The 13,408-nt window shown below is 73.7% G+C and carries 9 protein-coding genes; 4 read left to right on the top strand and 5 right to left on the bottom strand.

From position 1 onward, the window contains the following. Nucleotides 1-92 precede the first annotated feature (92 nt). From MOX02_RS07920 to trpA, 3 genes are all read right to left on the bottom strand, one after another. A complete protein-coding gene (locus tag MOX02_RS07920; protein WP_147025264.1) occupies nucleotides 93-1,418 on the bottom strand; it encodes a bifunctional folylpolyglutamate synthase/dihydrofolate synthase in 1,326 nt (441 codons plus the stop codon). Nucleotides 1,419-1,449: 31 nt separating this feature from the next. After that, entirely contained in the window at nucleotides 1,450-2,370 is a 921-nt protein-coding gene (gene accD, locus MOX02_RS07925) for an acetyl-CoA carboxylase, carboxyltransferase subunit beta (RefSeq protein ID WP_238179404.1), read from the bottom strand. A 72-nt stretch (nucleotides 2,371-2,442) separates the two neighbouring features. After that, nucleotides 2,443-3,270 (bottom strand): tryptophan synthase subunit alpha, encoded by an 828-nt coding sequence (gene trpA, locus MOX02_RS07930; protein WP_147025266.1) that lies wholly within the window; start codon nucleotides 3,268-3,270, stop codon nucleotides 2,443-2,445. Nucleotides 3,271-3,452: 182 nt separating this feature from the next. Between trpA and MOX02_RS07935 the strand changes: the two genes are divergently transcribed. From MOX02_RS07935 to gluQRS, 4 genes are all read left to right on the top strand, one after another. Continuing rightward, entirely contained in the window at nucleotides 3,453-6,125 is a 2,673-nt protein-coding gene (locus tag MOX02_RS07935) for an MGH1-like glycoside hydrolase domain-containing protein (RefSeq protein ID WP_147025267.1), read from the top strand. A 147-nt stretch (nucleotides 6,126-6,272) separates the two neighbouring features. Continuing rightward, complete coding sequence (locus MOX02_RS07940; protein WP_147025268.1) at nucleotides 6,273-8,300, top strand: ATP-binding protein; 2,028 nt, start codon at nucleotides 6,273-6,275, stop codon at nucleotides 8,298-8,300. A 44-nt stretch (nucleotides 8,301-8,344) separates the two neighbouring features. Further along, complete coding sequence (locus MOX02_RS07945) at nucleotides 8,345-8,632, top strand: hypothetical protein (RefSeq protein WP_147025269.1); 288 nt, start codon at nucleotides 8,345-8,347, stop codon at nucleotides 8,630-8,632. After that, nucleotides 8,629-9,516: a tRNA glutamyl-Q(34) synthetase GluQRS gene (gene gluQRS / locus MOX02_RS07950; protein WP_147025270.1), complete on the top strand. Its 888-nt coding sequence runs from the start codon at nucleotides 8,629-8,631 to the stop codon at nucleotides 9,514-9,516. Before MOX02_RS07945 ends, gluQRS begins: the two co-directional genes overlap by 4 nt. 21 nt (nucleotides 9,517-9,537) lie before the next feature. Here gluQRS and MOX02_RS07955 read toward each other — a convergent pair whose 3' ends face one another. Together MOX02_RS07955 and MOX02_RS07960 are read right to left on the bottom strand one after the other, a co-directional pair. Then, on the bottom strand, nucleotides 9,538-10,731 hold the full coding sequence (locus MOX02_RS07955; protein ID WP_147025271.1) for a GGDEF domain-containing protein: 1,194 nt from the start codon (nucleotides 10,729-10,731) through the stop codon (nucleotides 9,538-9,540). A 296-nt stretch (nucleotides 10,732-11,027) separates the two neighbouring features. After that, nucleotides 11,028-13,079 carry a M23 family metallopeptidase gene (locus MOX02_RS07960; RefSeq protein ID WP_373866723.1) on the bottom strand — a complete coding sequence of 684 codons (2,052 nt, stop codon included), beginning with the start codon at nucleotides 13,077-13,079 and terminating at the stop codon, nucleotides 11,028-11,030. Between the last annotated feature and the right edge of the window lie 329 nt (nucleotides 13,080-13,408).

Genomic DNA, 13,408 nt, shown 5'->3' on the forward strand with positions numbered 1-13,408 from the left:
GCGGCACCACGGTCGTCGCGGGAGGTCGAGGACGGCACATCCGCGCCGCCCCGCGGCACCTGCACTTCACGGTTGAAGTCTCGCGCCTCCGGTCAGACCGGAGGCGTGCCGTTGGCGGTCAGCACCGCGCCCGCGAGGTAGAGCGAGCCGCAGATCAGGATGCGCGGCGGCTGCTCGAAGGCGATGTCGCCGATGAGCGACAGGGCCGCCTCGACGCTCGGGGCGGTTCGGGCGTTGAGCCCGACTCCGGCCGCGATCCCGGCGACTTCCTCGGCCGGGCGCGCCGCCATCTGGCCGGCGATCGGCACGGCGATGAGGGCCCGCGACAGGCCCACGAAGTTGCGCAGGAAGCCTTCCGCGTCCTTGGTGCCGAGGAGGCCCACGATCAGGACGAGGGGCACGTCGCTGCGCTCGCCGAGATCGGCCGCCGCCGCCGCGAGGATGCGTCCGCCGTCGATGTTGTGGCCGCCGTCGAGCCAGAGCTCGGCGCCCGCCGGGACGAGCGCGGCGAGGCGGCCCCGGCTCAGCCGCTGCAGGCGGCCCGGCCAGTCGACCTGGCGCAGGCCCGTCTCGAGCGCCGCCGTGCCGATGTCGCCGAAGCCCGCCGCCCGCAGGGCCGCGATGGCGGTGCCCGCGTTGGTGAGCTGGTGGCGACCGATCAGCCGGGGCTTGGGCAGGTCGAACAGGTCGGTCTCGTCCTGGAAGACGAGGCGCCCGCGCTCCTCGTGCACCGAGAAGTCCTGGTTGCCGACGAGGACGGGCGTGGCGCCGACGCGCGCGGCGTGGCGGCAGAGCACCGCGTCGGCCTCGGCGTAGTCCTGCGCGGCGATCACCGCCGGGCAGCCGCGCTTGAAGATGCCGGCCTTCTCCCCCGCCACGGCCTCGACCGTGTCGCCGAGATACTCGGCGTGGTCGCGCCCGATCGGGGTGACGACCGCGGCGGCCGGCCGGTCGATGACGTTCGTGGCGTCGACGCGGCCGCCGAGGCCGACCTCGAGCAGGAGCACGTCGGCGGGCGATTCGGAGAAGAGCAGCAGGGCCGCGGCCGTGGTGATCTCGAAGACCGTGATCGGGTCGCCGCCGTTGGCGGCCTCGCAGCGGGCGAAGGCGTCGGCGAGGCGGTCCTCGCCGACGAACTGGCCGCCGCCGATGGCGCCGAGCCGGATGCGCTCGTGGAAGCGCACGAGGTGGGGCGAGGTGTAGACGTGGGCGGCCAAGCCCCCCGCCTCCAGGATCGCCCGCATGAAGGCGATGGTCGAGCCCTTCCCGTTGGTGCCGGCCACGTGGATCACCGGCGGCAGGCGCCGCTCGGGATGGTTCAGCTTGGCGAGCAGTCCCTCGATTCGCCCGAGCGACAGGTCGATCGTGCGCGGATGCAGGGCGAGGAAGCGCGCCATCAGCGCGTCGGAGGAGTCCATGGCTCGTGTCGCGGTCTCGTGTCGCGTGCTGTCAGGCCGGCTCGGGCTGCGCGGCCGGCGCCTGCGCGGGCGCCGCCGCGCGGGCGGCGTCCGGGCCCATGTTCATCAGGAGGCCGCAGAGGCGGGCCACCGTCTCCTTGAGGGCGTGGCGGTGCACCACCTGGTCGACCATGCCGTGCTCGCGCAGGTACTCGGCCCGCTGGAAGCCGTCCGGCAGCTTCTCGCGGATCGTCTGCTCGATGACGCGGGGCCCGGCGAAGCAGATCAGGGCGCCGGGCTCGGCGAGGTGCACGTCGCCCAGCATGGCGTAGGAGGCGGTGACGCCGCCGGTGGTCGGGTTCGTCAGCACCACGATGTAGGGGAGCTTGGCCGCGTTGAGGCGGCGCAGGGCGACCGTCGTCCGCGGCATCTGCATCAGCGAGAGGATGCCCTCCTGCATGCGGGCGCCGCCCGAGGCCGAGAACAGGACGTAGGGCGTGCGCTTGTCGAGCGCCGTCTCGGCGCCGCGGATGAAGGCCTCCCCCGCCGCCATGCCGAGCGAGCCCGCCATGAAGCCGAATTCCTGCACGGCGAGCGTCATCGGGATGCCGCCGACTCGGCCGAAGCCGATCTTGAAGGCGTCGGCCATGCCGGTCTTGGTGCGCGCCTCCTTGAGGCGGTCGACGTAGCGCTTCTCGTCGCGGAACTTGAGCGGGTCCGGCGCGACCTCCGGCAGCGGCACGTCGATCCAGGTGCCCTCGTCGAACATCATCTTCAGGCGCGCCTGGGCGCTCATCTTCAGATGGTGCTCGGAGCCGGGGATCACCCAGTGGTTCCCCTCCACCTCCTTGTGGAACACCATCTGGCCCGTGTCCGGGCACTTGATCCAGAGGTTCTCCGGGGTCTCGCGCTTGAACAGGGTCTTGATCTTGGGGCGCACGACCTCCGAGATCCAGTTCATCGGTTCCACCATCATGAAGCGCCGTTCGCTCTGAGCCGAAGATGATATCGGTGGCGCGCCCCTAGCCCGCCAGTGTGGCCGTCCTCAGGCGGCGGCCGAGCGCACGCCGTCCGCGAGTTCGCGCACCAGCCTCGAGACCGCCTCGACGCTGCCGCCCTGCGCCTCGCCCTCGGCGTCGAGGGAGCGGAACAGCGCGTCGACGAGGGCCGAGCCGACGACGACGCCGTCCGCGCCCCTGGCGATCGCGGCCGCGTGCGCGCCCGTCTTCACGCCGAACCCCACCACCACCGGCAGGTCGGTGTGGCGGCGGATGCGGGCGACCGCGTCCGAGACCTTCCCGAAATCCGGCGTCGCCGTGCCGGTGATGCCGGTGATCGAGACGTAGTAGACGAAGCCCGCCGTGTTCGCGAGCACGGCCGGCAGGCGGCGCTCGTCGGTGGTCGGCGTGGCCAGCCGGATGAAGGCGAGGCCCTTGCCGAGCGCCGGCAGGCAGAGCTCGTCGTCCTCCTCCGGCGGCAGGTCGACGACGATGAGCCCGTCGATGCCGGCCTCCAGGGCGTCCGCGAGGAAGCGGTCGACGCCGTAGGCGTAGATCGGGTTGTAGTAGCCCATCAGGATCACGGGCGTCTCGCCGTTGCCGCTCCGGAAGCGGCGCACGAGGTCGAGGGTCCGCGCGACGTTCTGGCCCGCCTTCAGTGCGCGCAGGGCCGCCGCCTGGATCGCCGGCCCGTCCGCCATCGGGTCCGTGAAGGGCAGGCCGAACTCCACGATGTCGGCGCCGGAGCGGGGCAGGGCCTCCAGCACCTTCAGGGAGGTCTCGGGGTCGGGGTCGCCCGCCATCACGTAGGTCACGAGGGCGGCGCGGCCTTCCGCGCGGCAGCGGGCGAAGGTGGCTTCGATGCGGCTCGTCATCGCTTGCGGTCTCGGGCGTCCGGCCCGGGGCCGGGACGGGATCAAGCCGCCGCGCCTACACCATCGGGACGCGCCCGTGAAGCGCGCCCGCGCGCTACCCGACCCTCGCGGCCGGCGCGTGGGCGCGGGCCGCGCGCGGCCCATATGGCCCGGCATCGGCCGAAGCGAGACCGGACCCGCCCATGCCCGACCCGAGATCCGACGCCTGCGAGGCGCCCCGCATCTTCGACACGGCGGAGGGCGCCCGCCTCGCGCTCGCCCGCACCGATCCCGCGTGGCGGCGCTGGGGGCCCTACCTCAGCGAGCGCCAGTGGGGCACCGTGCGGGAGGATTACAGCGCGGGCGGCGACGCCTGGGACTACCTGCCCCACGACCACGCCCGCTCGCGCGCCTACCGCTGGGGCGAGGACGGGATCGGCGGCTTCGGCGACACCCACCTCGACTGGTGCCTGTCGCTCGCCCTCTGGAACGGGCGCGACCCGATCCTGAAGGAGCGCCTGTTCGGCCTCACCAACCAGGAGGGCAACCACGGCGAGGACGTCAAGGAACTCTACTACTACCTCGACGGTGTCCCGACCCACGCCTTCATGCGGATGCTCTACAAGTACCCGCACGCCGCCTACCCCTACGAGCGGCTGCTCGCCGAGAACCGGGCGCGCGGTCTCGACGACCCGGAATTCGAGCTCCTCGACACGGGGCTCTTCGCGGAGGGCCGCTACTGCGACGTGGAGATCGCCTACGCCAAGGCCGAGCCGGACGACATCCTGATGCGGGTCACCGTGTCGAACCGCGGCCCCGACCCGGTCCGGCTCGACGTGCTGCCGCAGCTCTTCGCCCGCAACGTCTGGTCCTGGCGGGAGGGCGCGCTGCGGCCGGAGCTCTCCGCCGAGGGCGCGGGCACGGTGAGCGCCCTGCACCCGGTGCTGCCTCCGATGCGCCTCTGCGTCGAGGGGCCGGCCGAACTCCTCTTCACCGAGAACGACACCAACGAGCCCCGCCTCTTCGGCGTCGGCGACCCCCGGGGCTTCTACAAGGACGGGATCGGGCGCCGGGTCGTGGAGGGCGAGGCGGCGGCCGTGAACCCGGCCCGTCGCGGCACCAAGTGCGCCGCGCTCCACCGGCTCGATCTCGGCCCGGGCGAGAGCCGGACCCTGCGCCTGCGCTTCCGCCCGGCCGGCGCGGCGGACGATCCCTTCGCGGATTTCGACGCGGTCTTCTCCGAGCGCGCGGCGGAGGCCGACGCCTTCTACGCCGCGCTCCAGACGGGCATCGCCGATCCGGACCTGCGCGCCGTGCAGCGGCAGGCGCTCGCCGGCATGCTCTGGTCGAAGCAGCTCTACCATTACGACGTGCGCGAGTGGCTCGCCGGCGACCCGGCCCAGCCGGCCCCCCCTGAGTCCCGCAAGGCCGGCCGCAACAGCGACTGGGCGCACGTGCGCGCCAACGACATCGTCTCGATGCCGGACGCCTGGGAATATCCCTGGTTCGCCTCCTGGGACCTCGCCCTGCAGAGCCTCGTGCTGGCGATGATCGACCCCGACTTCGCCAAGGGCCAGATCCTCCTCCTGATCGACGAGGCCTACACGCACCCGAACGCCGCTTTGCCGGCTTACGAATGGGGCTTCTCCGACGCCAACCCGCCGCTCCACGCCTGGGCGGCCTGGCGGGTGTTCGAGCTCGACCGGGCGCTCACCGGCGTGCCCGACCACGCCTTCCTGAAGCGCGCCTTCAACAAGCTCGCCCTGAACTTCACCTGGTGGGTCAACCGCAAGGACGCGGCCGGGCGCAACCTGTTCCAGGGCGGCTTCCTCGGCCTCGACAACATCGGCATCTTCGACCGCTCGAAGCCGCTCGCGAACGGCGACACGCTCACGCAGTCCGACGCCACCGCCTGGATGGCGATGTTCGCGCTCAACATGCTGCGCATCGCCATCGAGATCGCCCCCGATGATCCGCCCTACGAGGACATGGCCCAGAAGTTCTTCGAGCACTTCCTGCTGATCGCGGCGGCGACCGGCGAGGGGGTGTGGGACGAGGAGGACGGATTCTTCTACGACGTGATCGAGACGGCGGAGGGCGAGCGCCGGCCGATCCGGGCCCGCACCATGGTCGGGCTCATCCCGATCTTCGCGGTCGCCGTGCTCTCGGAGGCGGATCTGGAGCGCCTGCCGGGGCTCCTCGAGCGCCTGCGCTTCTTCCTCGTGAACCGGCCCGACCTCGCCCGCCTCGTCTCGCGCTGGAACGAGCCCGGCCAGGGCCGCACGGCCCTGCTCTCGCTTCTGCGCGGGCACCGCCTCAAGGCGCTCCTGCGCCGGATGCTCGACCCGGACGAGTTCCTCTCGGAGCACGGCGTGCGCGCGGTCTCGCGGGTCTACGCCGCCGCGCCCTTCTGCTTCCCCTACGCGGGGCGCGACCTCGGCCTCGCTTACGAGCCGGCCGAGTCGCGCTCGCGGCTGTTCGGGGGCAACTCGAACTGGCGCGGCCCGGTCTGGATGCCGGTCAACTACCTGCTCATCGAGAGCCTGCACCGGTTCCACCGCTACTACGGGCCGGACTTCCGGGTGGAGGCGCCGACCGGGTCGGGGCGGACCCTCTCGCTGCAGGAGATCGCCGACGACCTGTCGCGGCGCCTCGTCGGCCTCTCGACCCGCGGCCCCGCCGGCCGCCCGGTCTACGGCGACAGCCGCATCGAGCAGGACGACCCGCATTTCCGCGACCACGTCCTGTTCTACGAGTACTATCACGGGGACACGGGCCGCGGCCTCGGCGCCTCCCACCAGACCGGCTGGTCGGGCCTCGTGGCGCTCCTGATCCAGCAATGCGCGATCGGCCCGGCCGACCGGATGCGGCGCTGAAGGGCGCCCGTCCGCGGCTCTCCCGAGTTCGGGAAAATCCTCCGCACAGCGGCAACTCTTCCCTAAGCACCTTTCCCAACCGCTCCTTCAGGCGGGCCTGCGATCCTCCGTCTCTGACCGTCGCGACCCGCGCCGGAAGAGACCGCCATGGACCTCAAGGACATCGCCCTCGTCCTCGCCCTCCTCGCCGCCGGCTTCAGCCTCGCGGCCCTGGTCTGGCGCGGGCGGCCGTCGTGCCGGGAGGAGCCGGGCCTCGAGGACCTGCACGACCGGATCTGGCGGATCTCGGAGAGCGAGGAGCGCTACCGGGCCCTCGTCGAGGCGACCATGGAGGTCATCGTCCAGCGCGACGCGCTCGGGCGCGTCACCTTCGCCAACGACGGCTTCGCGCGCCTGCTCGGGCGCGCGCCCCTGGACCTCATCGGCGCCACCCTCGACCTGGAGCTCCTGGAGCAGGGGCCGGTCGGCCGCGGGCCGGACGGCGTGCGCCGCCTGGAGGCGCGGGTGCTGCCCGTCGACGGGCAGCCGCGCTGGTTCTCCTTCGTGGAGATGCCGGTCGCCCGCGCGGACGGGCCGGTGCAGTGGCTGCGCGCGGGCTACGACATCACCGCCCGCGTCGAGGCCGCGCGCTCCCTCGACGGGGCGCTCGCCAGGGCCGAGGCGGCCAACGTCGCCAAGTCCCGCTTCCTCGCCACCGTCAGCCACGAGTTCCGCACGCCGCTCAACGGCATCCTCGGCATGGCCGACCTCGTCCTCGACACCGGGCTCGACCCGGAGCAGCGCACCTACGTCGAGTCGGTGCGCACGAGCGGCAAGGCGCTGCTGACGCTGATCGACGGCATCCTCGACTTCTCGCGCATCGAGGCGGGCCGGCTCGACCTCGCCGCCGAGCCCTTCGACATCGCCGCCCTCACCGAGGGCGTGGTCGAGCTGCTCGCCCCCCGCGCCCAGGACAAGGGGATCGAGATCGCCCTCGACGTCGCCGACGATCTCAACCCCCGCGTGATCGGCGACGCCGACCGCGTCCGCCAGATCCTGATCAACCTCGCCGGCAACGCCATCAAGTTCACCGAGCGCGGCGGCGTCGGCGTCACGCTCACCCGCGCCGGCGAGGGGCTGGCGCTCGCCATCGCCGATACCGGCCCGGGCATCCCGGAGGACCGCATCCCGCTCCTGTTCGAGGAATTCGAGCAGGGCGACGGCAGCGCGAGCCGCCCGCACGAGGGCACCGGCCTCGGCCTCGCCATCACCCGGCGCCTCGTGGCGCGGATGGGCGGGCGGATCGAGACGGTCTCGAAGGTCGGGCGCGGCTCGACCTTCCGGGTCGTGCTGCCGCTGCCCGAGGCGGAGGAGGCCGAGCCGCCCGCGGGCGTCATCCTCGACGACCGCCGCATCCTGATCGTGGCCGATTCCCCCTTCCAGGCGCCCTACCTCGCCCGGCGCCTCTCGCGCTCCGGCGCCGCGGCCGTGACGGTGGCGAGCGTCGAGGCGGGCCTCGACGCGCTGGCGGGCGCGGGCTTCGACGCGCTCATCGCCGACCGGGCCCTCGGGGACGCGGCCGTGCGGCGGCTCGCCGACGAGGCGCGGCGCTGCGGGGTCCGCTGCAGCCTGATCCTGCTCTCGCCCTTCGACCGGCGCGAGTTCGGCGCGCCCCACGCGGCGGGCTTCGACAGCTACCTGATCAAGCCCGTGCGGGCCCGCTCCCTGTTCGACCGCCTGCTCGCGCCCGCGCCGCCGATCGACGCCGGCCCGAACGCGGCCCCGCGGGAGGCGGCGGGCCCGCGCTGCGGCGCCCGCGTGCTGCTGGCCGAGGACAACCCGATCAACGCGCTGCTCGCCGGCAAGGCCCTGGAGCGCCTCGGCGCCAGCGTCGTCCTGGCCCGCGACGGGGTGGAGGCGCTGGCGCGGCTCGCCGAGGCGGGGGAGACCCGCGCCCCGTTCGACCTCGCCCTCATCGACATCCGCATGCCCGGCCTCGACGGGCTGGAGACCGCCCGGCGCATCCGCGCCGCCGAGGCCGCCTCCGGCGGGCCGCCGCTCCACCTCGTGGCGCTGACGGCCAATGCCGGGCGCGAGGACGAGCGGGCCGCACGCGCGGCCGGCTTCGACGGCTTCCTCGCCAAGCCCCTCAACCTCAAGGCGCTCCCCGGCCTCCTCGAGCGGCGGGCGGCCTGAGGCTCGCGTTGACAGGCGGGGCCGGTCTGCGCGAACAGGGCCGCATGGCGGACCCGACGAACCCGGATTCGAAGGCGGCATCGCGGGACGGCCTCGTCGTCGCCGCGCTCGCGGGGCTCGTCGCCGCCACCGTCCTCGTCGGCGCGCTGGTGCCCGGCCGCACGGCGCACGGTCCGGTATCCGGGCCCGAGCCCGCCGGCGACATGGCCTGCCTCGAGTGGAGCGACGGCTGCCGGGTCTGCCAGCGCCTGCCCGAGGGCCCGGCCTGCTCGCTGCCCGGCATCGCCTGCACGCCGGACGTGCCGCGCTGCCTGCGCCGCGCCGGCGGGTGAGCGCGCCGCTCCTCCGCTTCGCGCCGAGCCCGAACGGCCGGCTCCATCTCGGCCACGCCTACTCGGCCCTCCTCAACGCCGCGATCGCGCGCCGCCTCGGCGGGCGCCTGCTGCTGCGCATCGAGGACATCGACCCGGTCCGCTCGCGGCCGGAGCTCGTGGCGGGACTCGTCGACGACCTCGCCTGGCTCGGCCTGCGCTTCCCCGAGCCCCCGCGCCGGCAATCCGAGCACATGGCGACCTACCGCGACGCCCTCGGCGGGCTTGCCCGGCGCGGCCTCGCCTACCCGTGCTTCTGCTCGCGCGGGGCCGTCTCGGCCCGCGTGGCGGCGCTCGCCGCCGCCGGGCGGCCCGTGGCGGCGGACCCCGACGGCGTGCCGCTCTATCCCGGCACCTGCCGCCAGCTGCTCCCGGGCGAGGTGGACGCCCGCCGCGCCGCCGGCGAGCCGCACGCCTGGCGCCTCGACATGGCCCGCGCGCTCGAGGCCGAGCCCGGCCCGCACGCCTTCGCCGCCTTCGATCCGGAGGGCGGCGAGCGCCGGGTCGCGGCCAATCCCGCCCGCTGGGGCGACGCGCTGATCGGCCGCCGCGACGTGCCGACGAGCTACCACCTCTCGGTCGTCCTCGACGACGCGGACCAGGGCATCACGCACGTGGTGCGGGGCCGCGACCTCGAGGCCGCGACGGACCTTCACGCCCTCCTGCAGCGCCTCCTCGGCCTCACCGGCCCGCGCTACCACCACCACGTCCTGATCCTCGACGAGGCGGGCGCCAAGCTCGCCAAGTCGCGGGGCTCGGCCTCCCTCGCCGACCTGCGGGCGGCCGGCACGGCGCCCGCCGGGATCCGGGCGCAGCTCGGATTTCCCGACGACGTCGGCCGGTAGCGCCTCTCTGCGAACGCGCCCTCAGGCGGCCCGGGGAAGGGGACCCGCCGCGGGAGGCTCGTAGCCCCGGCAGAGGTTCCGGCCCGCACGCTTGGCCGCGTAGAGGGCGAGGTCGGCCCGTTCCGTCAGCTCCCGCCCCGTCAGCCGGCCTCCGGGCCCGTCCGCGGCGAAGCCGACGCTGATCGTCACCCGGCCGAGCGCGTGGGCGGCGTGCGGGATGGCCGCGGCCTCCACCGCGGCGCGCAGGCGCTCCCTGAGGCGTCCCGCCTCGTGCGGGCCGAGGCCGGGGGCCACCAGGACGAACTCCTCGCCGCCGTAGCGCGCGAGCCGCACCGGCGCCCGCACCTCGGCGGACAGGCATTCGGCGACCGCGCGCAGGCAGGCGTCGCCGCCCTGGTGCCCGTAGAGGTCGTTGTAGAGCTTGAAATGGTCGACATCGAGGATCAGCACCGCGAGGTCCCCACCGAAGCCGGCATCCTCCGGGTCGCGCGCCGCGCGCAGGGCCTCCTCGAAGGCGCGCCGGTTGCCGAGCCCGGTGAGCGGGTCGCGCCGGACATGCTCCTCCAACCTCAGGTTCGCCTCGGCGAGCTCCCGCTGCTGGGCCGCGCCGAGGAGGTCGCGCAGGAAGTCCGCGCGCCGCGTGATCTCGACGAAGCGGTGCATCACCGTCGCGGCCAGCATCACGGCCGGATAGTAGATCAGGATGCTGAGCTTCGTCGTGAGGGCGACGTCGAGGCGCCAGATCAGCAGCCCGAAGGCGGCCTGGTTGAGGACCAGCATGGCGGCCGCCGTGCGCACGCCCACGGGCAGCCAGATCAGGGCCGAGAACACCGCGAACGGCGCCGAGAGGTCGTAGGTCAGCCCCACCTCCGTCGAGCGCAGGTGCCCGAGGAAGCCCGTGACGAGGGTGATCGTCAGGGTGGCGGCGATCACGCCGAGCGCGACGAGCCAGTCCGGCCGCGGCCGCCCGAGCAGGGCCCGCACCCCGAGCAGGATGCCGGCGCCGAAGACGAGGCGCGCCACGAGGATCGTCCCGAGATGATCCTCGAGGTTCATCGCGTCGACGGGGATGCACAGCACGTTCACGCTGGCGACGAGCAGCAGCCAGAGCCGGATCAGCGCGTCGCGGCGCGGCCGCACCCGCGCCCTGTAGCGCGCCTCGAGATCGGGCGGCAGCCAGTCCCCGGCGGCCTGCGCCGCGATCCACGCCGACACCGTCTCGGAGCGGTCCGCGGCGGACCGGGCCGGCGCGGGCGTTCCGGTCCTCCCGTCCGACAGCTCACCCTCCCGCGTGCAACGGGGTCAGCGGCGCCCGTCGGGGACCGGCCTGACCTGCACGGCACAATGGGACCTAAGGTTTAACAAGTCCTGCAACCGGACGCATCGGCCTTTGGGCGGATCACAAGGGAGGATATACTTGCGGAGCCGCGCCGGAATGCAATCGAGAGTTTTATGGCCCCGCCACAAAACCGCTCGCCGCGAGGGCTCCCGGCCGCGCGCTGCCGCGCCCGTCAGCGCATCGCGTCGCGCTGCGCCATCGCGGTGGCGCTCCTCGACTTCTGCATCACGGCCTCGATCTGCTCGCGCTGGCGCTTGAACTCGGCGAGCAGCCGCCCGTCGAGCTCGCGCCCGCGCGGCACGCGGATCTTCATCGGGTCGACGAAGTGGCCGTTGATGATGACCTCGTAGTGCAGGTGCGCGCCGGTCGAGAGGCCGGTGGAGCCGACATAGCCGATCACCTGGCCCTGGCGGACCTTGGCGCCCGCCGAGATGCCGCGCCCGAACCGCGACATGTGGTTGTAGGTGGTGACGTAGCCGTTGATGTGCTGGATCTCGACGCGGCGGCCGTAGCCGGAATCCCACTCGGCCTTGATCACGGTGCCGTTGCCCGCCGCCACGATCGGCGTGCCGATCGGGTTCGCCCAGTCGACCCCGGTGTGGAGCTTGGCGTAGCCGAGGATCGGGTGGCGCCGGTAGCCGAAGCCGGAGCGCAGGATGCCGTCGGCGATCGGCTTGCGGATCAGGAACTTCTTGAGCGAGCGGCCCTGCTCGTCGAGGAAGTCGATCGAGCCGTCGTCGGGAGACTGGAAGCGGTAGATCTTGCGGCTCTCGCCGCCGAGGTTGAGCGAGGCGTAGAGGAGCTCCGGCCGCTCGGAGGCGCCCTGGCCCGCATCCTCGTCGTAGGTGTAGAACACGTCGAGCCCGTCTCCGCTGGAAATGCGGCGCTGGAAGTCGACGTCGTAGCTGAACACCCGCACGATGTCTTCGACGGTGGAGCGCGGCAAGTCGTGGCGCGCCGCCGTCTCGTAGAGGCTCTGGTAGAGGCGGGGGCCGGAGCCGCCCTCCTCGTCCTCCTCGCTCTCGGCGGCCGGCGCCTTGGCGCGCGCCGGCGCGTCCTCGGTGGGGGGCGCCACGGAGACGAAGGCGCCGCGGTCGTTGAGCGCCGCGATGCCCTCGATGCCGTTCTCCCCGTAGAGGATGACGCGGGTGACCTGGCGGGGGTCGCCGGGCTTCGGCCCCGGCGCGACCTGCACGCGGAACTGCTGGCCCTCGGCCAGCGCCCCCGTGCGGCCGCGGCCGCCGAGGGCGGCGACGATCGCGCGGACCTGCTCGTCGCCGGCGTGGCCGGTCGCCTTCAGGGCCGCCTCGAAGCTGTCGCCGCGCTTCAGCGCGAGGTCGCGCTCCTCCACGAGGGGCGCCTCGTTCGGGCGCAGCTCGACCTTGGGCAGGCGGGTCACGTTCTCGGGGACGACCAGGACCTCGATCGACTTGAACGGGCTGCCGTCCTGGGGCGCCCGGGCCGAGCCGTCGAAGTCGGGTCCCGCCGGCGCCTGCTGAAGGGTGCGCGAGAGCATGATCTGCGGCGCGATCGGGATGGTGCTGCGCCGGCCCGCCTCGGCCGCCATGCGGCGCTCCTCCTCGACCTGGGCGGCGACGTCGTCGTCGCTGAGCGCGGGCGCGGCGGAGTCGACGGCGATCTCGGCGAGGTCGCGCTTGACCACCGTCACCTCGGCGCCCGGCGCGTCCGCGGCCCCGTTCACGTCGGGCGCGCGCTCCAGGGGCTCGTCCGAGACGAAGCGCAGCGGGTCGAAGCGGGGGATGTCCGAGGCGAAGACGCCGGTCGACTGGGAGAGCGCGGTGGAGATCCGCACGAAGGGGCGGACCTTGATGATCTCGCGCTCGCCGAGGCGCACCGTCACCGGCGCGCGGAAGCTCTGCTTGGCCGAGGCGATCATCAGGTTGCGCACGAGGCGGTCGCCCTTGCGCGCCACGTTGCTGCCGCCCTCGCTCGCCTGCTGGCGCACCACCACCGTCGCCCGCTCGGGAATCGCCGCCAAGGAGGCCTGGCCCTGGAGCGAGACGTGGAGCGCCGCCCCGATCAGCCCCGCCCCGGTGAGGCCGGTGAGCGCGCTGGCGCAGAGCCAGCGCAGGTTCACCTCGCGCCGGTCGATCCGCGCGGCGTCCGAGCCCGAGAGATCGAGGGCCGGCTCGGCCCCGTAGGCAGGGGCGGCCGCCCGGCCGGCATCGCCGGCATCACCGATCTTGAGACGGCCGCGCGTCACGGGCGTTCCTTCTTGGGGTGGACGCCCTGCGTGGAGAGGCGCCGCGATGCCGGCCGCGCGGGCGCGGCACGGGCGCCGCCGATCCCCGCGAGCCGGCGGATCCGATGATCAAGCATGTCGAGGCGCAGCGTGTCGAGATTGAGGCGCCGCGACCGGCGGCCGCTCGCGCGCGCCGTTCCGCGATCACGGTCCCGAGGCGCCCGCGGTCCGGCGGTCGCCCATGGTCCGGGGAGGGCTGCGGGCGCGAAGGCAGGGAAGACAGAAGAGGAGCAGGGAGAGAGAGGCCCGGAAACCGTCACACGGCTGTCTCGCGAATTTCCTAGGAACCG

Source organism: Methylobacterium oxalidis, assembly GCF_007992195.1.
GTDB lineage: Bacteria > Pseudomonadota > Alphaproteobacteria > Rhizobiales > Beijerinckiaceae > Methylobacterium > Methylobacterium oxalidis.